This is a genomic window from Modestobacter roseus (assembly GCF_007994135.1).
Classification (GTDB): Bacteria; Actinomycetota; Actinomycetes; order Mycobacteriales; family Geodermatophilaceae; genus Modestobacter; species Modestobacter roseus.
This window is the reverse complement of record NZ_VLKF01000001.1, coordinates 1754324-1775074: the sequence shown is the minus strand read 5'-3', so window position 1 is coordinate 1775074 and position 20751 is coordinate 1754324. Positions and strand designations below refer to the sequence as shown.

Sequence of the window (20751 nt, the reverse complement as noted above, 5' to 3'; positions counted from 1 at the left end):
CACCGGCGATCGCCGAGCTCAGGCGGGCCGGAACCGGGCGGACAGCGGCTCGACGAAGCGGGCGAGCAGCGGGCCGGCCACCGCCAGCACCAGCACGTACCCGGTGGCCAGCGGCCCGACGTCGGTCAGCCCGGCGGTGACCGCGAGCCCGGCGATCACCACGGAGAACTCCCCGCGGGCCACCAGGGCGGCCCCGGCGCGCAGCCGGCCGGGCACCGCGACGCCGTCCCGGCGGGCGGCGAACCAGCCGGTGCCTAGCTTGGTGGCGGTGGTGACCAGCGCCAGCAGCAGCACCGCCGGGAGCACCGGCGGCAGGGCGCCGGGGTCGGTGGAGAGCCCGAAGGCGACGAAGAACGTCGCGGCGAACAGGTCACGCAGCGGGGAGAGCACCGCGCGGGCCCGGTCGGCCAGCGAAGCGGGGACGGCGATGCCCACCAGGAAGGCGCCGACCGCGGCCGAGGCGCCCAGCGCCTGTGCCAGGCCGGCGACCAGCAGGGTCAGGCCGAACAGCCGCAGCAGCACCTGCTCGTCGTCCGGGTGGTCGAGCACCCGGCCCAGCCGGTGCCCGTGCCGGCTCGCGGCCAGCAGCACGAGCAGCACGGCCCCACCGGCGAGCGCGATCCCGGCGGCCGCCTGCAGCGGCCCGCCGCCGGCCAGCGCCACCACCAGCAGCGGGAGGAACAGCGCCATGGCGACGTCCTCCAGCACCAGCACCGAGAGGACGGCGGGGGTCTCCCGGTTGCCCAGCCGGCCCAGGTCGCCGAGCAGGCGCGCGACGATGCCGGAGGAGGAGATCCAGGTGACGCCGGCCATCGCCAGCGCCCCCTGCCAGGGCAGCCCCAGCAGCAGCCCGGCGACGAACCCCGGTGGTGCGTTGAGCAGCAGGTCGACCAGCCCGGACGGGCCGTGGCGGCGCAGCGACCCGAACAGCTCGGCGGCCGAGAACTCCAGCCCGAGCGCGAGCAGCAGCAGGACCACGCCGATCTCGGCGGCCGCCTCCAGGAACGGCTCCGCCGTGCTCAGCGGGGCGATCCCGCCCTCACCGAGCGCGAGCGAGGCCAGCAGCACGAACGGGATGGGGGAGAGCCCCAGGCGGCGGGCGAGGAGGCCGAGGGCGGACAGGCCGAGGAACAGCAGCCCGAGCTCGACCAGGAGCGCTGCGACGTGCTCCACCGCGCCGTCCTCCACTGCCCTGGCCTCAGGACTGGCCGGTGACCAGCGCGGCGAACGCGGCGAGGCCGGGGCCGGAGCCGATCACCACGAGCACGTCGCCCACCTGGAGCAGCTGCTCCGGCCCGGGCGCGGTGACCACGTCGCTGCCGCGGACCAGCGCCACGATCGAGCAGCCGGTCAGCGTGCGGGCGCGGGTGTCGCCCATCGGTCGCCCGGCGTACGGCGACCCGGCGGGCACGGTGACCCGGGTGGACTCCAGCCCCGGCACCTCCCGGGAGAGGTCGGCGAAGCGCTGGGTGACCCGCGGGGCGCCGAGCACCTCGGCGACCGCGGCCACCTCGTCGGCGTCCAGCTGCAGCACCTCGCGGGCCTGGTCGGGGTCGCGCCGGTCGTAGAAGACCAGCTCCACCGAGCCCTCCCGGCGGACCACGATGCCGACCGGCTGGCCGGCCCGGGTGGTCAGCTCGTACCGGACACCGACGCCGGGCAGCAGCGTCTCGACGAACTCCACGGGGCTCACCGTCACCGGCCCATCGTGGCAGCCCGTGGTCAGCGCGCGGGCGGGGGACGCAGCGCGAGCTGGGTGCGCAGCGCGGCGACCAGCGCCAGCGGCTGGTCGAGCATGGGGTGGTGCCCGGCGTCGGGCAGCTCGACCACCGGCAACGGGCCCGGGCTGAGCCCGGCCATCTCGGTGGCCATCGCGGCGGTGACCAGGCCGTGCGCGCAGCGGAGCAGGGTGGCCGGCCGGTGCAGCCGGGGGAGCAGGTCGCGCAGGCGCAGCCGGGTGCCGAAGAAGTCCGGGTCGAACGCCCAGGTCCACCCGCCGTCGACGGCGCGCAGCGACCCGCGGGCGACGTGGTCCCGGACGAAGGGCAGGTACACCTCCTGCGGCGGCAGGGTGCGGAACCGCGCCATCGCCGCCTCCAGCGTGGGGTGCACCGGGTGCGGACGGCGCCGCTCGCGCAGCCGGGCCTCGTCCGGGGGCGCGTCGTTGAGCGGGGAGTCGATGACCACGACCCCGCCGACGTCGGCCGGGTGCTCGACCGCGGCGGTGACCGCCACCCAGCCGCCCATGCTGTGCCCGATCACCACCGGCCGGTCCAGGCCGGCGGCCGCGCCGACCGCCACCACCTCGCGGGCCCACAGCAGCGGGTCGTAGTCGGTGCGGTGCTCGCTGTCGCCGTGGCCGGAGAGGTCCAGGGCGACCACCCGGTGCCCGGTGAGCCGAGGGGCCGCGAGTTGAGGGGCTGCGAGTTGAGAAGCCGCGAGTTGAGGGGCTGCGAGTTGAGGGGCGATGTGGTCCCACCAGCCCGAGTGGGCGGCGCCGCCGTGCACCAGCACCACCCCCGGCGCGCCCGGCGGCCCCATGCACGCGCGTGCACCCGGGCGCCGGCCACCACGACGTCGAGGTGTTCGGGGACGTCGGCCAGGGCCTGGCTGAACCACGTCGGGGCGAACCACGTCGGCGGGGTCATCCCCGGATCCTGCCCGACGGCACCAGCCGCGACGAGCGCGGGCTCACTGCCCCCGGAGCAGCTCCTCGAAGGAGGTGGCCGGGTCGGCGAACGGGTCGGCGGGGCGGACGCCGGCCGGCCGCCCGGCGACCAGCCCGGCCAGCTCGCCCGCGGCCCGCTCGACCCGGTCGGCCAGCGACCGGTCGATGCCGCCCCCGGCCCAGTCCGCCGAGGCGGCGAAGACGCCGGTGGGCGCCGGCGCCGCCCGCAGGTAGGCGAACAGCGGCCGCAGGGCGTACTCCACGACCAGCGAGTGCCGCGCCGTGCCGGCGGTCGCGCCCAGCAGCACCGGCGTCCCGATCAGCGCGTCCTTGTCCAGGACGTCGAAGAACGTCTTGAACAGGCCGCTGTAGCTGGCGCTGAAGACCGGCGTGACCGCGATCAGCCCGTCGGCGCCGGTGACGGTGTCGATCGTCGCCTGCAGCTCGGCGTTGGCGAAGCCGGTGGTCAGGTGGTCGGCCAGGTCGCGGGCGTGCCCGCGCAGCTCGACGACCTCGACGGTGGCGTCGTCGCCGCGCTCGCGCAGCGCCGCCACCGTGGCGGTGGCGAGCCGGTCGGCCAGCAGCCGGGTCGAGCTGGGGGTGCTCAACCCGGCGCTGACCACCGCGAGGGTCCTCGTGGTGCCGGTGCGGGTGGTCATGCCTGGGCTCCTGCCTCGACCGTCCGCCCGGTGACGTCGTCCGTGGCGTGCACGGTGGTGTCGGACCCGGTGCTCATCCGCGCCCCGCCGGCGGCGGCGACCAGGCTGGCGTGGGTGGGCGCGTCGGGCACGTGCGCCGGCTTGAGCGCGGCGAACTCCTTCCGGAGCACCGGCACGACCTCCTCGCCCAGGATGTCCAGCTGCTCGAGCACCGTCTTCAGCGGCAGCCCCGCGTGGTCGATGAGGAACAGCTGGCGCTGGTAGTCACCGACGTAGTCGCGGAAGCCCAGGGTCCGCTCGATCACCTGCTCGGGGGAGCCGACGGTGAGCGGGGTCTGGCTGCTGAACTCCTCCAGCGACGGGCCACCGCCGTAGACCGGGGCCTTGTCGAAGTACGGGCGGAACTCGGCGACCGCGTCCTGGCTGTTCTTCCGCATGAACACCTGACCACCGAGCCCGACGATCGCCTGGTCGGCGCTGCCGTGGCCGTAGTGCTCGAAGCGGCGGCGGTAGAACTCGACCATCCGCTGGGTGTGCTCGGCCGGCCAGAAGATGTGGTTGTGGAAGAAGCCGTCGCCGTAGAACGCGGCCTGCTCGGCGATCTGCGGGCTGCGGATGGACCCGTGCCAGACGAACGGCGGGACGCCGTCCAGCGGGCGGGGGGTCGAGGTGAAGCCCTGCAACGGGGTGCGGAACCGGCCCTCCCAGTTCACCACGTCCTCGCGCCACAGCCGGCGCAGCAGCTGGTAGTTCTCCACCGCCAGCGGGATGCCGTCGCGGATGTCCTTGCCGAACCACGGGTAGACCGGACCGGTGTTGCCCCGGCCCATCATCAGGTCGACGCGGCCGTCGGCGACGTGCTGCAGGGTGGCGAAGTCCTCGGCGATCTTCACCGGGTCGGTGGTGGTGATCAGCGTCGTGGACGTCGACAGCACGAGCTTCTCGGTCTTCGCCGCGATGTAGCCCAGCGTGGTGGTGGGGGAGGAGACGACGAAGGGCGGGTTGTGGTGCTGGCCCTGGGCGAACACGTCGAGGCCCACCTCCTCGGCCTTCAGCGCGATCGCGATCAGCGACTTCACCCGCTCGGCCTCGGTCGGCGTGCGACCCGTCGTCGGGTCGGGCGTGACGTCGCCGACCGTGAAGACCCCGAACTGCATGGCGTGCCCCTCTCGTCTGAGCCGCACTGGTTGAGAGTGCAACTACTGGCCGGTGGAACCGTACCGCCCCCCGGTGCATTCCCGCTCGGGGCTGCCGCTCGAGCCGGGACGGAGGTCCCTCAGGCGGAGGACCTCTCGCACCCCCGCACCCTCGGCCGGGCCGGGACCGTGGAGGGATGTCGACCTTCCTCTGGGTGCTCGTCGTCCTCGCCGTCTGGGTCTCCGCCGGCGTCACCGCGGTCGTCGTGCTGCTCGGCCGGCAGGGCCACCGCACCGCACGGTGGTGGCTGCCGGGCGTGGTCCTCGGGCCGCTCTTCCTGCCGATCGCCGCGGAACGCGGGCGGCACGGCGTCGTCGTGCTCGACCGCCGCACGGCCCGGGGGGACGACCCGGACCCCGGCGGCGTGGCGCGCACCGTCGTCGTCGCGGTGGACGGGTCGGCGGAGTCCGACCAGGCGGTGCGGGACGCCGCCCGGCTGCTGGGCGGGTCCGGGACGCGCTTCGTGCTGGTCACCGTCGTCGACCCCGACGTCGCCGAGTTCGACGACGCCGAGGTCCGCGCCGCGGCGGACGACCTGCTGGCCGAGCGGGCCCGCTGGCTGGGGGCCGACGCCGATCCGGTGCTGGAGATCGGCTGTGGCCGGCCGAGCCAGGTGCTGGTCGACGTCGCCCGGGCCGAGGGCGCCGACCTGCTGATGCTCGGCCGCCGTGGGCGGGGGCTGTCCCGGCGGGTGCTGGGCAGCGTGGCGGAGCAGGTGGCCCGCCAGGCGACGACGCCGGTGCTGCTGGCCGGCCCACCGGCCGTGGACCTGCCGGCCGGGGGAGCGGGGCCGGCAGGTCCGTCGGCGGCTCAGGCCAGCGGGTCGACCGTCGGGTGGGCGTCGACCGACGCGGCGAGCCGGGACAGCGCCCAGTCGCCGTCGCCGAGCAGGTGGTCCAGGGCGGTGAGCCGGGAGGTGTAGTGGCCGACGGAGTACTCCGCGGTCACCCCGATCCCGCCGTGCAGCTGGATCGCCTCCTTGCCGATGTGCCGGCCGGCCCGGCTGACCTGCAGCCGGGCCCGGTCGGCGGCGGCGACCACGTCGCCGTCGGCGTCGACCACCAGCGTCGCCCACATGACCGTGCTGCGGGCCAGCTCCAGGGCGACGTACATGTCGGCCGCGCGGAAGGTGAGCGCCTGGAACCTGCTCAGCGGGACGCCGAACTGCTTGCGCGCCTTGAGGTACTCCGCGGTCGTGGTCAGCGCCGTCTCCATCGCGCCCAGCGCTTCGTGCCCGTAGGCCACCCGGGCCCGGGCCTGCGCCTTCTCGATGGTCGCGGTCCGGTCCCCGGTGTCCTCGCCGAGCAACTGGGCGGGGGTGTCGGCGAACTCGACCCGGGCCGACCGGGTGCCGTCGTGGTTGCGGTGTCCGGTACGGGTCAGGCCCGCAGCGTCGCCCGGCACCAGGAAGAGCCGGGTGGCCCCCTCGGTCACCGCGCTGACCACGAGCACGTCGGCGCGGGCACCGTTCGGCACCGGCTCCTTGACGCCGGTCAGCGTCCAGCCGTCGCCGTCCCGGGTCGCGGTCACCGACCGGGCGACCGGCTCCCAGCGGGTGCCGATCTCGGCGTGCGCGAAGGTCGGCACCAGGACGCCCTCGGCGAGCCCGCCGAGCACCTCGGTGCGCTGGGCGTCGGTGCCCAGGTCCGCGACCAGGCCACCGGCGAGGACGACCGCCTCCACGAACGGCTCGGGCGCGAGCACCCGGCCGATCTCCTCGGCGACGACCGACACCTCCACCGGGCCGGCGCCCATCCCGCCGTCGGCCTCGGCGAACGGGAGCCCGAGGACCCCCATCTCGGCCAGCCGGCTCCAGGTCTTCTCGTCGAAGCCGGGCTCGGTGGCGACCACCGAGCGTCGCTGCTCGCTGTCGCCGTAGGCGCGCTCCAGCAGCCCGCGCACCGCCTCGCGCAGACCGTTCTGCTCGTCGTCGTAGCTGAACTCCACGGTGACCTCACAACCCCAGGATCGAGCCGGCGATGATGGTGCGCTGCACCTCGTTGGAGCCCCCGTAGATGGAGACCTTGCGGTAGTTCAGGTACGACGGGGTGGCCACCTGCGCCCACTCCGGCACGTCGGAGCCGTCGGCGGCGAAGGAGGCCACCGACAGCGGGCCGGCGACGTCGACCAGCAGCTCGGTGGCCGCCTGCTGCAGCTCCGAGCCGCGCAGCTTGAGCACCGAGGACGCCGGGTGCGGCTTGCCGTCGGCGGAGTTGGCGACCACGCGCAGCGCGGTCAGCTCCAGGGCGAGCAGCTCGTTCTCCAGCTCGGCGATCCGGGCCCGCAGGTACGGGTCCTCCGCCAGTGGTGCACCGGCGACGGTGATCTGCCGGGCGTGCTCCTTGGCCTCGGCGAGCATCCGCTTGGTCGACCCGATCCGGGCGATGCCGACCCGCTCGTTGCCGAGCAGGAACTTGGCGTAGTCCCAGCCCCGGTTCTCCTCACCGACGAGGAGCTCGTGCGGCACCCGGACGTCGGAGAAGAAGACCTCGTTGACCTCGAACCCGCCGTCCAGCAGCTCGATCGGCCGCAGGGTGACCCCCGGGGTGTCCATCGGGAACAGCAGCAGCGAGATGCCGCGCTGCTTCTTCTCCGCCGTCGGGTCGGTGCGGACCAGGCAGAAGATCCAGTCGGCGTGCTGGCCCAGCGTCGTCCAGGTCTTCTGCCCGTTGACCACCCAGTCGTCGCCGTCGCGGACGGCGGTGGTGCGCAGCGAGGCGAGGTCGGAGCCCGCGTCGGGTTCGGAGAAGCCCTGGCACCACCAGATGTCCAGGTTCGCCGTGGCGGGCAGGAAGCGCTCCTTCTGCTCCTGCGAGCCGAAGGTCGCGATGACCGGGCCGATCATGCTGGTGTTGAAGGCGAGCGGCTCCGGCACGCCGGCCAGCTGCATCTCCTCGCGCCAGATGTGGCGCTGCAGCGGGGTCCAGTCCCGGCCGCCCCACTCGACCGGCCAGTGCGGCACGGCGAGGCCGGCCGCGTTGAGGACCTGCTGGGCCTCGACGAACTGTTCCCTGGTCAGCTCCCGGTGGGCCGCGACCGCGTCCCGGATCGACTGCGGCACCGAGGTGGTGAAGAAGGTGCGCAGCTGGTCGCGGAAGGCCGCGTCCTCCGGTGACAGGTGCAAGCGCATGGGGCCCCCTTCCCGACGGCGACTCTGCCGTCTGTGACGTGGGTCCCAACATCCCACACCGGCTACCGGCCGGTAACCGCGGGTCCTCCGGGCGCCCGGTCGCGGGTCCGGGGGCGGTGACCGCCCGTGCGCGGGCGCCGGGCCACCCCGCCCGAAGGGGGGAACCGGACCCGGATCGGCTGGAGAGCCGGTGGCCGGAGGACGAGGGTGAGGTCAGGGCGCGGTACCGGGTCCGGAGCAGATCGGGGGACGTCGTGGCAGCCAGAGCACCGGTGGTGGGCGAGCAGCCCTCGCCGGAGGTGGTCGCGGCGGTCTTCCACGGCGTGTCGGTCAGCTCCTCCAGCGCCATCCTGGTCGTGGAGCGCGCCGGCAGGGTCGCGCGGGTGGGCTGGAGCAACGAGAAGGCCGTCGCGGTCCTCGGCTACGCGCAGGAGGACCTGCGGGCCCTCCCGGTCGACCAGCTGCTGCCCGCGCTGCAGGGCGGGGAGCTGCGTCTGCTGCTGCGCCGCGAGCGCGCCGTCGTGATGACCCTGCCGGTGCGCTGCGCCAGCGGCGAGTCGCTGGAGTGCTCGGTCTCCGCCGTCCCGGCGCCCGGCGGCCGGCGCTGGACGCTGCGGCTGGCGGCGACCTCGAACGAGCAGGAACGGGCGCTGCGGGCGACCGCCGACGCCCACGAGCGGCGCTTCGCCACCCTCACCGAACGCTCACCCGTCCCGACGCTGCTCTCCGAGCAGGGCATGCGGCTGGCTCACGTCAACGACGCGTTCTGCGCCCTCGCCGGGCAGCAGGCCGAGGAGCTGCTGGGCACCGGCTGGCTCGACGTCGTCCACCCCGAGGACCTGGACGAGGTGATCGAGCAGGCCACCGCGGTGCTGCTCGGCGGCGAGGACGGCAGCGAGGGGGAGGCCCAGGCCCGCCTGGTCCGCCCCGACGGCACCGAGCTGACCACCGTCATCCGCTTCGCGCACCTGTTCACCCCCGGCGTCGGCGCGGGCTTCGTCGGCACCATCGAGGACATCACCGAGCGGCTGGCCTTCGAGGCCCGGCTGGCGCACCAGGCCAACCACGACCCGCTGACCGGGCTGCCCAACCGCACCCTGCTGGCCGACCACGTCACCACCTGGTTCGTGCCGGGCACCGGTGGGCTGGCCTGCATCTTCCTCGACCTGGACAACTTCAAGGTCGTCAACGACTCCCTCGGCCACGCCGCCGGCGACGAGCTGCTGGTCGAGGTGGCCGCCCGGCTGCGGGCCACCGTTCGCCCCGGGGACCTGGTCGCCCGCTTCGGTGGTGACGAGTTCGTGGTGGTCTGCCAGCAGGTCAGCGAGGCCGACGCCGTCGCCCTGGCCGAGCGGATCGGGACGCAGCTGCGCCGCCCGGTCCGCCTGGGCGGGGTGGACCTGCGGCCCCAGGCGAGCGTCGGGGTGACCGTGCAGACCGCCGAGCACCAGGCCGCCGAGGAGCTGATCCGCGACTGCGACATCGCCATGTACCAGGCGAAGACCGGCGGCAAGGGCCGGATCACCGTGCTCGACTCCGACGCGCGTGCCCAGGCCCGGGACAAGCTGCGGCTGGTCGCCGAGCTGCGGTCGGCGATCGAGCGGCGCGAGATCACCCTGATGTACCAGCCGATCTTCGACGCCGTCGTCGGCACCGCGACGTCGGTGGAGTCCCTCGCCCGGTGGCAGCACGCCGAGCGTGGCTCGATCAGCCCCGGCGTCTTCGTGCCGCTGGCCGAGGAGAGCGGCCTGGTGGCCGCCCTCGGGCTGCTCGTCCTGGACGAGACCTGCCGGCAGCTCGCCGAGTGGGACCGGGAGCTGGGCGCCGCCGCGCCGCGCCGCGCGCACGTCAACGTCTCCGCCCTCCAGCTGGACGGCAACCTGCACGACCACGTGGCCTCCGCGCTGCGCCGGCACCGGCTCTCGGCCGACCGGCTCTCCATCGAGATCACCGAGTCGGCGCTGATGAAGGACCCGGCGTCCGCCCGGGAGGTGCTGCAGGCGCTGCGCGACCTGGGGTGCCAGATCTCCATCGACGACTTCGGCACCGGCTACTCGTCGCTGGCCTACCTCCGGCACCTGCCCGTCGACTGCCTCAAGGTCGACCGGTCCTTCGTCGCCGAGCTCGCCGACGGGCACGCCGAGATCACCTCCGCGGTGATCGCGCTGGCGCACAACCTGGGGCTGTGCACGGTCGCCGAGGGCGTGGAGACCCCGGCGCAGGCCCGCCTGCTCGCCGAGCTCGGCGCCACCTACCTGCAGGGGTTCAGCCTGGCCGCCCCGCTGGCCGCCGCCGAGGCGACCGCCTGGTTCGCCGCGGCCGGCCAACGGTGACCGCCTCGCGAACGACCCGCTCACCCCGTACCGCCGGCCCCGCCCCGACCGCTCGACCTGGAGCCCTCGTGACCACCCCCCTCGCCGCCGCGCCGATGTTCGACCTGGAGCGGGTGCTGGCCAGCATCGACACGATGGCCGCCCAGCGGCCGGTGGCGGCGCAGATCGTCTCGGTGGCGAACTCCGAGCAGGCCAGCGCCGCGGAGCTGTCGCACGTGCTGAGCGCGGACGTCGCGCTGGCCGGGCGGGTGATGAAGCTGGCCAACTCCGCCTTCTACGGGATGCGCGGCCGGGTCACCTCGCTGCAGTTCGCGGTCACCGTGATCGGCTTCGCCACCGTGCGCACCATGGCCACCGTCGCGCTCACCGACCTGGACGACGAGTCGCGGCTGCCCGAGGACTTCTGGCAGCTGAGCACCACCGTGGCGCTGGCCGCCTCGACGCTGGCCCCGCGGTTCGCCGAGCGCCCGCAGGACGCGCTGTGCCAGGGGCTGCTGGCCCAGATGGGCGTGGCCCTGCTGCACCACAACGACCCGGAGGGCTACGCGGAGCTGTGGGCGGGCCACCGCTCGTTCACCGGCCGGCGGACGGCGGAGGTGCAGCAGTACGGCATCTCCGCGCTGCGGCTGACCTCGGTGGCGCTGGAGCAGTGGGGCTTCCCGCCGGACATGGTCACCCCGCTCAAGCAGGTCGACGACCTCGGCTCGTTCGCCGGCGCGCTGCTGCGGGCCGCCTTCGAGGTCGGGGCGCGGCTCACCGACGACGACCACGAGGAGCAGAACATCACCGCGCTGACCTGCGGGCAGCTGCGGGAGCGGGACGTGCAGCCGATCCTGTCCCAGGTGCGCACCGACGCCGAGGAGCTGCGCAGCGCCCTGCTCGGCTGAGCCGCACGCGGGCGTGCCGCGCCGGCCGGGGGGACAGTGGAGGGCGTGTTCGACGCGACCTCCTTCGGCCCCGCCTCCTTCGGCCCGGACTTCATGGCCCTGCTCGCGCGCGAGGTGCTGCGGGAGCGCGCCGGGGCGCTGATCGCCGAGGCGTGCGCCTGGGCGGTGGGCCTGTCCGACCAGCCGCACCACCTGCGCGTCCGCGGCCGGGTGGTGACGACCGGGCTGACCATCGGCGCCCGCGCGATCACCGGGCAGCCGCTGTCCGGCGAGGAGGACGGCCGGCTGGAGCTGGGCGACGCCCGCCCGGGCAGCTTCCAGGACGCGCTGAACGCGGTGACCGCCGACGGCACGCTCATCGCCGAGCGGTTCGACCGGGAGGTGGTCGAGCCGTTCGCCCTGGAGACGTGCGTGCTCGCCGCCGAACGCGCCCGGGACACCCGTGCGGCGGCGTGGGCGGAGCTGCTCGACGAGCTCGGCGAGGACGGCCGGGACCTGGTCGAGGTGGTCCGCGTGGGGGAGTGGGAGGCGCCGCTGCGCATCGACGCCGAGCACCTCGTGCTCGCCGCCATAGGCAGCGCACCGCTGGTGCAGGTGGAGGCCGAGGGGCTGCCGCTGTCGCTGGTGCGGGCCGCGGAGGCGGTCACCCGGGCCGCCGCGCCCGCACCGCCCGCGCCCGACCCGGCACGCGACGACCTCGCCGGCGCGCTGTTCCTCGCCGAGGCCGCCGTCCGGGAGTCCGGGCTGACCCTGCCGGTGCCGCCGGCCCAGGCCGACCGGCTGCTGGAGCTGCTGCTCGCCGAGGGGCTGCTCCCGGAGGAGGTGCCGACCCTGCTCGCCTCGCTGCCGGTCGAGCCGGCCACCGCCGCGGAGGTGCGGGCGACGGTCGCCACGCTCGGGTCGGGAGCCTGAGCGCCCGGGGTCAGCGTGCGGGCAGCCGGACGACGTCGGCGGTGACGCCCCCGGCGTCGTCCAGCCGGGACGGCGCCGGGCTGTCGTAGACCACCAGCAGCCGCGCGTCGTCGCCAGGCAGCAGCCCGATCCCCTCGGCGTGGTCGTCGCCGACGCCGAAGGGCAGGTCGACCTCGCGGGTGAGCTGCTCACCCCGGACCACCTGCGCGGTCTCCGCGGTCAGCGCCCGGTGCCAGCGGAACACGTGCACCGGGCCGTCGAGGTCCATCGTCGGGCCGGCCAGCACCAGCAGGTCGTCTCCGTGCGGGCAGAGGTCGCGGACGCCCAGCCCGGCGAGGTCGAGCACGTGCTTGCGGTACGGGCGGCCATCGGCGAACGGCTGGAGCAGCAGGCGCCCGGGCTCCGCCGGGTCGGGCTCGGGGCGCAGCTCCAGGACCACGGCCCAGCCGCGCAGCACCGGCCCGCGCAGCCCGAGGTACACGCGCTCACCGGCCACCGCGATGCCCTCGACGTCCAGCCCGTTGTCCTTGCCCGGGATGGGCAGGAACGGCGCCAGGTGCTCGTCGTCGGCGAGCAGGTCGCGGAGGTCGGGACCGGTCACGCCGAACACCGCCGCCACGTGCCGGGCGCCGTCGACGGTCAGCTCGGGGACGAGGGTCGGGAGGCCGCCGACGTCGGCGACCGGCAGCCGCACGATCACCTGCCGGTTGGCCTGCCCGCTCACCTTCCCGAGGCGGCGCAGCGCCTTGTCGCCCTCGTGCTTGTCCTTGATCCGCTTCCGCCGCAGGCTGTGCGACCCCACCGCCCACAGGAAGTCCCCGGCGCGGGCCAGCCCCTCGATGTCGGCCTCCTCCGCGGCGTCCCCGGGCAGGTCGACGAGGTCGGCCAGCCGGAACGTCGTCTCCTCGCCGTAGCCGGTGGGGTGCGCCGCGTCGTCGGCCACCAGCCGCTCGATCGTCGCGGTCTCGTCGCCGGCCACCCACAGCACCGGGCCGTCGCTGCGGACCGCCGAGAGGTTGGTGTGGGTGGTGGCCTCGCGGGAGGCGGAACCGAAGGACAGCCGCACGGTGCGCTCGATGCTCACCCGGTCACCCTGGCACGGGAACCCGGCGGTGCTGGCCACCGTTGGCCGCGCATGGACCTCGTCTGCCCGAAGTGCCAGGGATCGATGCGCACCTACGAGCGCAACGGCGTGCACGTCGACCAGTGCGCCGACTGCCGCGGCATCTTCCTGGACCGTGGTGAGCTCGAGCGGCTGGTCGACGCGGAGAACGCCTGGCACGACGGCGCGCCGCAGCGGCCCGCCTCCGCGCCACAGTCCGGCCAGCACCAGTCCGGCCAGCACCAGTCCGGTCAGTACCCGGGGCAGCAGGCGGGCTCGCTGGGCGCCGTCGTCAGCGAGGTGCTCGGCCAGGTGCGCGCCAGCAGCTCCGGGCACGGCTCGGGCCACGGCTACTCGAAGTCCCGCAAGAAGAAGTCGCTGATCGGCGAGCTCTTCGGCTGTGCGGTTCACCGTCGCGTCGGCGGGCATGGAGGCCCCGGACGGACGGCGGACCGAGGGGCAGTGGGATGAGCGAGCAGGGCAGCGTGCTGGTCACCGGCGCGGGCGGGGTGATCGGGGCGCACGCCGCCGCCGAGTACGCCCGGCGGCCGGGCTGGCGGGTGCGGGGGTCAGCCGTCGCACGCCGCGGGAGGCCGGCTGGGAGCACCTGGCCGTCGACCTGCGCGACGCCGACGCGGCCCGCGACGGCCTCGCCGCGGCCGCCGACACCACCCACCTGGTGTTCGGCGCCTACGCCGAGCAGCCGACCGCCCGGGAGCTGTCCGAGGTCAACGTCGGGATGCTCCGCCACACCCTCGACGGGCTCGCCACCGCCGGCGCACCGCTGGAGCACGTGACCCTGTACCAGGGCGGCAAGGCCTACGGCGCGCACATGGGGTTCTTCAACACCCCGGCCAAGGAGACCGACCCGCGGATCGTCCAGCCGAACTTCTACTACGACCAGGAGGACCTGCTCCGCGAGGTCGCCGCCGAGCGCGGGTTCCGGCTCACCGTGCTGCGGCCGGAGGGGGTGATCGGCTACGCCGTCGGCAACCCGATGAACCTGCTCATGGTCATCGCCGTCTACGCCGCGATCAGCCGGGAGCTCGGCCAGCCGCTGCGCTTCCCGGGCAGCCTCGCCGCCTACGACGCCCTGTACCAGGTCACCGACGCGGAGCTGCTCGCCCGGGCCACCGCCTGGGTCGGGGGCGAGCCGGCCGCGGACGGCGAGGTCTACAACGTGACCAACGGCGACCAGTTGCGCTGGCGGCACCTGTTCCCGGCGTTCGCCCGCGCGTTCGGCATGGACTCCGCCGAGCCCCAGCCGGTGCCGCTGGCCGAGGCGATGGCCGACCGGCGGGACGTCTGGGAGCGGCTCGTGGCCCGGCACGACCTGGTGCCCACCCCGTACGAGGACCTGGTCGGCTGGGAGTTCGGGCAGTTCATCGTCACCAGCGGCTTCGACAACGTCAGCTCCACGATCAAGCTGCGGCAGGCCGGGTTCGCCGATTGCCTGGACACCGAGGAGCGGTTCACCGAGCTCTTCCGGCAGCTGGCGGACCGGAAGGTGATCCCGCCGCTGCGCTGAGCGGCCTGGTCACCGGCGGCGGACGCCGCCGAGCAGGCTGCGCAGCCGGCCCGGGCGCCGCGGCGCCACGGGCACGCGCACCGAGCCCGTGGGCAGCGCGGCCGCGGTGAGCAGCGGCAGCACCGCCGCCGGCACCCCGAACAGGTCGGCCAGCTCGGGCAGGTGGGCCAGCGGGTCGGCCGCCGGGCGGGCCAGCAGGTCGCGCAGCGCCGGCTCCACCCCGGGCCGGCCGGTGGCCCGCGCCGCGAGGGCCGGCTCACCCAGCTCACCGGCGCCGGACGTCGTCCAGCTGTGCGCGGTGACGACGTCGCCCCGGTGCAGCAGCACGAAGCCCGCCTCCGGCCCGGACGGGTCGGCCCACAGCAGCACCCCGTCCGGCCTCCCGGCGCCGTGCCCCAGCGCGCGGGCCAGCGCCCCGGCCGAGAGCACCTCGCCGGTGAACACGGTGGCCCCGCCCGGCTCCGGGACGAGCCAGCCGCCGCACCCGGTGGCCTGCAGCAGCCCGGTCGCCGTCGCCGGGTCCACCGGCGGCAGCAGGACCGCCCGGCGGGTGGGCAGGGGAACGGTCGCTGAGGTGTCGTCGGTGCCGTTCACCGGGCCATGATCGCCCATCTCCGGGTGATCACCGGGGGAGAGGCGGGTAGGGGCGCCGCATGCCGAACTACCGAGTGGACGACGCCGGGGTCCGCCACGCCCAGCAGCTGATCGACGCCGGCCAGTACGACGACCAGACCCCGTGGTCCGACGCGGCGCCGTCGACCGGCGAGGAGAACGAGGAGCGGGAGGACGAGGGTCAGCAGGGCTACGCCGAGTGGCACCTGGCGGTCGACCCGGACGAGGGCGAGGGCGCCAAGGGGCGTCACCGGTTCCCCTACGGTGACTTCGAGGAGGTCAACCGGGCGGCGCTGATCCACGCCGAGCAGCGGGCGTCGCAGAACGACCACGAGGAGATCCGCCGCGCGGCGAAGGACCTGCTCGACCGGCTGGACGCGACCCGCTCCTGACGGTGCGCCCGGGACGGATGTCGCGGGCGCTGGTGCCGTCTCGATCCGGTGAGCGGCTCCCCGCCCGCCGCGGGCAGACTGCGGGCACGCCGGGGCAGCGACGCCGCCGGCGCGACGGTCCGCGGGCGCACCGGCGCGGCCGCCGTCGGCCGACCCGGTGCGGGGAGTGCACATGAAGGTCACCGCCGCGGTCGTCGAGCAGCCGGACGCCCCGTTCGTCGTCCGGGAGCTCGAGCTGGACCAGCCCGGCCCGGGCGAGGTGCTGGTCCGGGTCACCGCGACCGGTTTCTGCCACACCGACGGGCTGGCCCGGGAGGGGCAGATGCCGTTCCCGCTGCCCGGCGTGCTGGGCCACGAGGGCGCCGGGACGGTCGTCGCCGTCGGCGACGGGGTCAGCAACGTGCGCGAGGGCCAGGCCGTGGTGATGGGCTGGCCGTGGTGCGGGCACTGCCGCAACTGCCTGGACGGCGAACCGCGGTACTGCCTCAACCTGGGCGAGCTGGCCTTCAGCGGCCACCGGCCGATCGGCACCTCGGGCCTGAAGACCGCTGGGGGCGACCCGCTGGCCGGGGCGTTCTTCGGCCAGTCGTCGTTCGCCACCCACGCGCTGGCGACGGCGACCTCGCTGGTGCCGGTGCCCGACGGCATGCCGGTCGACCTGATGGGGCCGCTGGCCTGCGGCCTGGCCACCGGCGCCGGCGCGGTCTTCCACACCGCCCGCCCGCTGCCCGGCGCGTCCCTGGTGGTCTACGGGGCCGGCACGGTGGGCCTGGCGGCGGTCATGGCGGCGCGCAACTCCGCGGCCAGCACGATCATCGCCGTCGACCGGCACGAGTCCCGGCTGCGGCTGGCCCGCGAGCTGGGCGCCACCGAGGTGGTCGACGCCGGCACGACCGACCCGGTGCAGGCGATCGCCGACATCTGCGGCGGACCGGCGGACTTCGCCCTGGAGTGCACCGGCATCGTCCCGGTCGTCCGGCAGGCCATCGACTCGGTCGGCATGCGCGGGAAGGCGATCCTCATCGGCGGGGCGCCGGCCGGGGCGGAGTTCAGCGCCGACCACATGAGCACGCTCTGGGGCAAGACCATCGTCGGCACCCTGGGCGGCAGCGGCCGCAGCGAGCCGCTCATCGGCGCGCTGATGGCCCTGCACGCCAGTGGCCGCTTCCCGATCGACAAGCTGGTGGAGCGGTTCCCGCTGGAGCGGATCGGCGAGGCGATGGAGGCCTCGTACAGCGGCGCGGTGGTCAAGCCGGTCATCACCATGCCGCAGGACTGACACCCGGGGCTCGGGCGGACGTCGCACGGTGGACACCCACGCGACGTCCGCCGGCCACCCGCGCGGACCCGGGGCGGCCTAGCGTGACCCAGGTCACCCACCAGCGCCGGAGGGAACACGCCATGCCACGCACCCTGGTGCTCGCCAACCAGACCCTGGGCGGGGAGAAGCTCCTCGCCGCCGTGCAGGAGCGGGTCGCGGCCGGGCCGCACCAGTTCCACGTCGTCGTCCCCGCCACCCCGGTGCACGACCAGGCCGGCGCCGCCGGCAGCGGCCCGTCGTCGGACGAGCGCGCCTACGCGCTGGCCAGCCAGCGGCTGGACCGGGCGCTCACCGAGATCCGCGAGCTCGGCGGGGAGGCCGACGGCGAGGTCGGTGACCCCGACGCGATGGAGGCGCTGCGCCTGGCGCTGGGCCGGGCGCCCGCCGACGAGGTGATCGTCTCCACCCTGCCGCTGGGCATCTCCCGCTGGCTGCGCGGCAACCTGCCGGCGAAGATCGAGAGGTCCTGCGGTCTGCCGGTCGTCCACCTCGTCGACGACCGGCAGACCGCGAGCTGACCGCCCCGGCCGGAACCGGGGCGGTCAGCCGCCGCTGGGTCAGCGGGTGGCGGGCACCCGGGCGCTGCGCGGGGTGTCGCTGCGGGCGCCCAGCTGGCCGACCGGGCCGCTGATCTTCCGGGAGCCCTTGACCGAGGCGAACGAGGTCTCGTAGCCCACGGTCGCCTGCGGGTCCAGCCGCGGGTCGACGGCCAGGCCCTTGTCCCCGTTGCTGCGGATGAACCAGTAGTCGGCCTGCACCCGCTCCGGCGTCACGTCCAGGACGACGAAGCCGTGGCCGATGCCCTCCAGGTAGCGCACCCACGGGTTGGCCGCCTGGAACGCGGCCGTGGTCGCGGTCGCCGCGGCCGCGGAGCCGACGGCCTCCTTGAAGCCGTTGCTGGTCACCGATGGGCAGACGAACTCCACGCCGACGGAGTTGCCGTTCGCCGGGTACGCAGTGACGTCCGTGGGGAGGTCGTTGGCCCAGGAGGAGTGGATGTCCCCGGTGAGCACGACCGGGTCGGTGCCGGCGGCGGCCATCGCGTCGAGCACGGCGCGCTGGTCGGCCTGGTAGCCGTCCCACTGGTCGGCGTTGAACACCGAGCCGGGCACGGTGCCCGGCCGCGGGACGGCGAACACCCGGGCGAAGACCGTCTGGTTGCCGACCAGGTGCCAGTCGGTCCGCCCGGTGCGCAGGCCCGTGGTCAGCCAGTCCAGCTGCGGCGGCTCGGGCAGGTGGCGGCGCGGGTCGGCCAGCGCGGGGTTGACCGCGCCGTCGACCGTGGCCGGCACCTGCTCGCTGCGGTTCTGCCGGGTCTCGATCACCGACAGCTCGGCCAGGTCGCCGAAGCTGAACCGGCGGAAGAACTGCCGGCCCTTGCTCGGCAGCGGCTGCCACATCGCGGGCTCACGGATCGGCATCCACTCCAGGTAGGCCTGGAACGCCTTGGCCCGGCGGAAGAGGAAGTCGCCCTCGGGCTTGATGCCGTCGGGCTTGCCGGGCTCGGTGTAGGGGGAGTCCGGGTCGTCGTCCCGCTCGTGGTTCTCCGCGCCGAAGTCGTAGGCGTCGTTGGTGATCTCGTGGTCGTCGAAGATGACGATCCACGGGTGCTGCTGGTGGGCCCGCTGCAGGTCCGGGTCGGTCTTGTACAGCGCGTGCCGGAGCCGGTAGTCCTCCAGCGACACCATCTCGTGCACCGGCTCGTGGTCCCGGATGCCGATCAGGGCGTTGGGCCCGTACCGGTCACCGGAGCCGGTGGCGCCGGCCACCCGCGGGGAGTTGCCGTACTCGTACAGGTAGTCGCCCAGGTGCAGCACGAAGTCCAGGTCGTCACGGGCGGCGATGCCCCGGTAGGCGGTGAAGTACCCGCCGGTGTAGTTGCTGCAGGACACGAACGCCATGCGCAGCGCGTGCGTCTGCCCCGGCTCGTCCGGCGCGGTCTGGGTGCGGCCCACCGGGGAGGTCTGCCCGGCGCAGGTGAACCGGTAGAAGTAGCGGGTGTAGGGGGTCAGCCGGTTCACCACGACCTTCACGGTGTGGTCGCGGCTGACGTCGGCGACGACGTTCCCGCTGCGCACGATCTCGGTGAACGCCTCGTCGGCGGCGACCTCCCAGCGGACCGGGACGGCCGGTCCGCGCCGGCTGCCGGGCAGCGACTCGGGGGTCGGCGTGACCCGGGTCCAGATCAGCAGTTCGGTGGCGGTGGGGTCGCCGCTGGCGACACCGAAGCCGAAGACGCCGGAGCGGGCGGTCTCGGCCACGGCGGCGCGGGCGGCCTCGGGCGTGAGGCTCGCGAGGGTGACGGCGGCCGCCGCGGCGGCACCGCCCTTGAAGACGGTGCGTCGGGAGAGGGGGGCATCGAGGGACATGCGGGGACTGTCGATGACCGGGGCAACCGCCCGAGGGTCACCAGGTGAACACCGGACGTCGCCCGGCTGGCCGCCGATCCGGTCGACCGGCGTGTCGCCGGGGACGGTCAGCGCGGCAGCATCGACCCGGTCGAGGCGTACCTGGCGTGCCAGCTCAGCGCCTCGGTCATCAGGTGCGGGGTGTGCCTGCCGAAGGCGCCGTGCTCGGCCCGGTCGAGGTAGTCGGTCAGCATCGGCCGGTAGTCCGGGTGGGCGCATCGGTCGATGACCAGCCGGGCGCGGCGACGAGGGGAGAGCCCGCGCAGGTCGGCCAGGCCCTGCTCGGTGACGACGACCGCGACGTCGTGCTCGGTGTGGTCGACGTGGGAGACCATCGGCACGATCGAGGAGATCGCCCCGCCCTTGGCCGTCGACGGGCTGACGAAGAAGGACACGTAGGCGTTGCGGGCGAAGTCGCCCGAGCCGCCGATCCCGTTCTGGATCCGGCTGCCCATCAGGTGGGTGGAGTTCACGTTGCCGTACAGGTCGGCCTCGATCATCCCGTTCATCGCCAGCACGCCCAGCCGCCGGATGATCTCCGGGTGGTTGCTGATCTCCTGCGGCCGCAGCAGGATCCGGTCGCGGAACTCGTCGACGTGGGCGGTGAAGTCGGCGATCGCGGTGGGGCTCAGCGAGAACGCCGTCGCCGAGGCCGACGCCAGCGTGCCCGACCGCAACAGGTCCAGCATGCCGTCCTGGATGACCTCGGTGTAGGCGGTCAGCTGCTCGAACGGGGACTCCTGCAGGCCCGCCAGCACCGCGTTGGCGACGTTCCCGACGCCGGACTGCAGCGGCAGCAGCTCGGCCGGCAGCCGGCCCCGGGACACCTCGTGCTGGAGGTACTCGATCAGGTGCCCGGCGATCGCCCGCGCCGTGTCGTCGGGCGCGGCGAAGGGGGTGTTCCGGTCGGGGGCGTCGGTCTCGACGACCGCGACCACCTTGTCCGGGTCGACGAGCAGGTGCGGCACCCCGATCCGGTCGTCGGGGCGGGTGAGCTGCACCGGCCGGCGGTTGGGCGGCAGGGCGGTGCCGTAGTAGACGTCGTGCATCCCGGCCAGCCCGGCCGGTTGCCAGCTGTTGACCTCCAGCACCACCCGCTCGGCCAGGTCCAGCCAGGTCTTGTTGTTGCCGACGGACGAGGACGGGACGAGCAGGCCGTCCTCGGTGATCGCGCTGACCTCGACGACGGCGACGTCCAGCGGCCCGAGGAAGCCTTCCCAGGCCAGCTGCGCCACGTGGGAGAGGTGCACGTCGACGTAGTCGACCTCGCCGCGGTTGATCCGCTCCCGCAGCACCGGGTCGGACTGGTAGGGCAGCCGCCGCGCGATGCCGTCGACCGCCGCCAGCACCCCGTCCAGCTCGGGTGCCGTCGAGGCGCCGGTCCAGAGGTCGACCTGGAACGGGTCGCCGGCGTTCTGCGCCTCGGTGATCCGCCGGGCCAGCGCCCCGGGCACCGCCTTCGGGTGGCCGGCGCCGGTGAAGCCGCTCATCCCGACGTTGTCGCCGGGGCGGATGACGGCGGCGGCCTCCTCGGCCGGCACCACCTTCCGGGCCAGTGCAGCGTTCCGGATCCGTCCGGCGTCCATCCGACCTCCGTGCTCG

The 20751-nt window shown here is 74.8% G+C and carries 20 protein-coding genes; 9 read left to right on the top strand and 11 right to left on the bottom strand.

Features of this window, described 5'->3' with window-relative positions; genetic code table 11:
- Positions 1-18: 18 nt before the first annotated feature.
- The 5 genes from JD78_RS08475 to JD78_RS08455 all read right to left on the bottom strand — a co-directional run bounded on the left by JD78_RS08475 (position 19) and on the right by JD78_RS08455 (position 4484).
- Positions 19-1173, bottom strand: coding sequence for a cation:proton antiporter (locus tag JD78_RS08475; protein ID WP_153362469.1), 1155 nt, complete (start codon positions 1171-1173; stop codon positions 19-21).
- Between the two features lie 25 nt (positions 1174-1198).
- Entirely contained in the window at positions 1199-1699 is a 501-nt protein-coding gene (locus JD78_RS08470) for a cation:proton antiporter regulatory subunit (protein ID WP_228395448.1), read from the bottom strand.
- Positions 1700-1722: 23 nt separating this feature from the next.
- Complete coding sequence (locus JD78_RS08465; protein WP_243731003.1) at positions 1723-2541, bottom strand: alpha/beta fold hydrolase; 819 nt, start codon at positions 2539-2541, stop codon at positions 1723-1725.
- Between the two features lie 150 nt (positions 2542-2691).
- Positions 2692-3327 carry an FMN reductase gene (locus JD78_RS08460; RefSeq protein ID WP_153362471.1) on the bottom strand — a complete coding sequence of 212 codons (636 nt, stop codon included), beginning with the start codon at positions 3325-3327 and terminating at the stop codon, positions 2692-2694.
- Positions 3324-4484, bottom strand: a complete 1161-nt coding sequence (locus JD78_RS08455; protein ID WP_166521085.1) for an LLM class flavin-dependent oxidoreductase — start codon at positions 4482-4484, stop codon at positions 3324-3326. Before JD78_RS08455 ends, JD78_RS08460 begins: the two co-directional genes overlap by 4 nt.
- A gap of 176 nt (positions 4485-4660) precedes the next feature.
- On the opposite strand from JD78_RS08455, the gene JD78_RS08450 reads away from it, so the two are divergent.
- Positions 4661-5446: a universal stress protein gene (locus JD78_RS08450; RefSeq protein ID WP_153362472.1), complete on the top strand. Its 786-nt coding sequence runs from the start codon at positions 4661-4663 to the stop codon at positions 5444-5446.
- Here the strand turns inward: JD78_RS08450 and JD78_RS08445 are convergent.
- The gene (locus tag JD78_RS08445) at positions 5335-6471 is read right to left on the bottom strand and encodes an acyl-CoA dehydrogenase family protein (RefSeq protein WP_166521084.1); all 1137 of its coding nucleotides are present in this window, start codon (positions 6469-6471) and stop codon (positions 5335-5337) included. The two genes, JD78_RS08450 and JD78_RS08445, sit on opposite strands and share 112 nt — an antisense overlap.
- Before the next feature lie 7 nt (positions 6472-6478).
- Complete coding sequence (locus JD78_RS08440) at positions 6479-7654, bottom strand: acyl-CoA dehydrogenase family protein (protein ID WP_166521083.1); 1176 nt, start codon at positions 7652-7654, stop codon at positions 6479-6481.
- Positions 7655-7908: 254 nt separating this feature from the next.
- Here JD78_RS08440 and JD78_RS08435 point away from each other — a divergent pair, with 254 nt between their 5' ends.
- From JD78_RS08435 to JD78_RS08425, 3 genes are all read left to right on the top strand, one after another.
- Positions 7909-9987, top strand: coding sequence for a putative bifunctional diguanylate cyclase/phosphodiesterase (locus tag JD78_RS08435; protein WP_153362554.1), 2079 nt, complete (start codon positions 7909-7911; stop codon positions 9985-9987).
- A 68-nt stretch (positions 9988-10055) separates the two neighbouring features.
- On the top strand, positions 10056-10874 hold the full coding sequence (locus tag JD78_RS08430; RefSeq protein ID WP_243731002.1) for an HDOD domain-containing protein: 819 nt from the start codon (positions 10056-10058) through the stop codon (positions 10872-10874).
- 45 nt (positions 10875-10919) lie between these two features.
- Positions 10920-11786, top strand: a complete 867-nt coding sequence (locus JD78_RS08425; protein WP_153362371.1) for a hypothetical protein — start codon at positions 10920-10922, stop codon at positions 11784-11786.
- A gap of 10 nt (positions 11787-11796) precedes the next feature.
- Here JD78_RS08425 and JD78_RS08420 read toward each other — a convergent pair whose 3' ends face one another.
- Positions 11797-12870, bottom strand: a complete 1074-nt coding sequence (locus tag JD78_RS08420; RefSeq protein WP_153362370.1) for a DUF3616 domain-containing protein — start codon at positions 12868-12870, stop codon at positions 11797-11799.
- A gap of 51 nt (positions 12871-12921) precedes the next feature.
- Here JD78_RS08420 and JD78_RS08415 point away from each other — a divergent pair, with 51 nt between their 5' ends.
- Together JD78_RS08415 and JD78_RS08410 are read left to right on the top strand one after the other, a co-directional pair.
- Complete coding sequence (locus JD78_RS08415) at positions 12922-13359, top strand: TFIIB-type zinc ribbon-containing protein (RefSeq protein WP_166521082.1); 438 nt, start codon at positions 12922-12924, stop codon at positions 13357-13359.
- Positions 13316-14416 carry an SDR family oxidoreductase gene (locus JD78_RS08410; RefSeq protein WP_208104050.1) on the top strand — a complete coding sequence of 367 codons (1101 nt, stop codon included), beginning with the start codon at positions 13316-13318 and terminating at the stop codon, positions 14414-14416. Before JD78_RS08415 ends, JD78_RS08410 begins: the two co-directional genes overlap by 44 nt.
- A gap of 9 nt (positions 14417-14425) precedes the next feature.
- Here the strand turns inward: JD78_RS08410 and JD78_RS08405 are convergent, their stop codons facing one another.
- The gene (locus tag JD78_RS08405) at positions 14426-15010 is read right to left on the bottom strand and encodes a hypothetical protein (protein WP_153362369.1); all 585 of its coding nucleotides are present in this window, start codon (positions 15008-15010) and stop codon (positions 14426-14428) included.
- Between the two features lie 59 nt (positions 15011-15069).
- Between JD78_RS08405 and JD78_RS08400 the strand changes: the two genes are divergently transcribed.
- The 3 genes from JD78_RS08400 (at position 15070) to JD78_RS08390 (ending at position 17259) form a co-directional block, all read left to right on the top strand.
- Positions 15070-15420, top strand: a complete 351-nt coding sequence (locus JD78_RS08400) for a hypothetical protein (protein ID WP_153362368.1) — start codon at positions 15070-15072, stop codon at positions 15418-15420.
- Positions 15421-15592: 172 nt separating this feature from the next.
- A complete protein-coding gene (locus JD78_RS08395; RefSeq protein WP_153362367.1) occupies positions 15593-16699 on the top strand; it encodes an NAD(P)-dependent alcohol dehydrogenase in 1107 nt (368 codons plus the stop codon).
- Positions 16700-16821: 122 nt separating this feature from the next.
- Positions 16822-17259 carry a hypothetical protein gene (locus JD78_RS08390; RefSeq protein WP_153362366.1) on the top strand — a complete coding sequence of 146 codons (438 nt, stop codon included), beginning with the start codon at positions 16822-16824 and terminating at the stop codon, positions 17257-17259.
- A gap of 39 nt (positions 17260-17298) precedes the next feature.
- On the opposite strand, the gene JD78_RS08385 is transcribed toward JD78_RS08390, so the two are convergent.
- Both JD78_RS08385 and JD78_RS08380 read right to left on the bottom strand, forming a co-directional pair.
- Positions 17299-19110 carry an alkaline phosphatase D family protein gene (locus tag JD78_RS08385; RefSeq protein WP_153362365.1) on the bottom strand — a complete coding sequence of 604 codons (1812 nt, stop codon included), beginning with the start codon at positions 19108-19110 and terminating at the stop codon, positions 17299-17301.
- A 107-nt stretch (positions 19111-19217) separates the two neighbouring features.
- The gene (locus JD78_RS08380; RefSeq protein ID WP_153362364.1) at positions 19218-20735 is read right to left on the bottom strand and encodes an acetyl-CoA hydrolase/transferase family protein; all 1518 of its coding nucleotides are present in this window, start codon (positions 20733-20735) and stop codon (positions 19218-19220) included.
- Between the last annotated feature and the right edge of the window lie 16 nt (positions 20736-20751).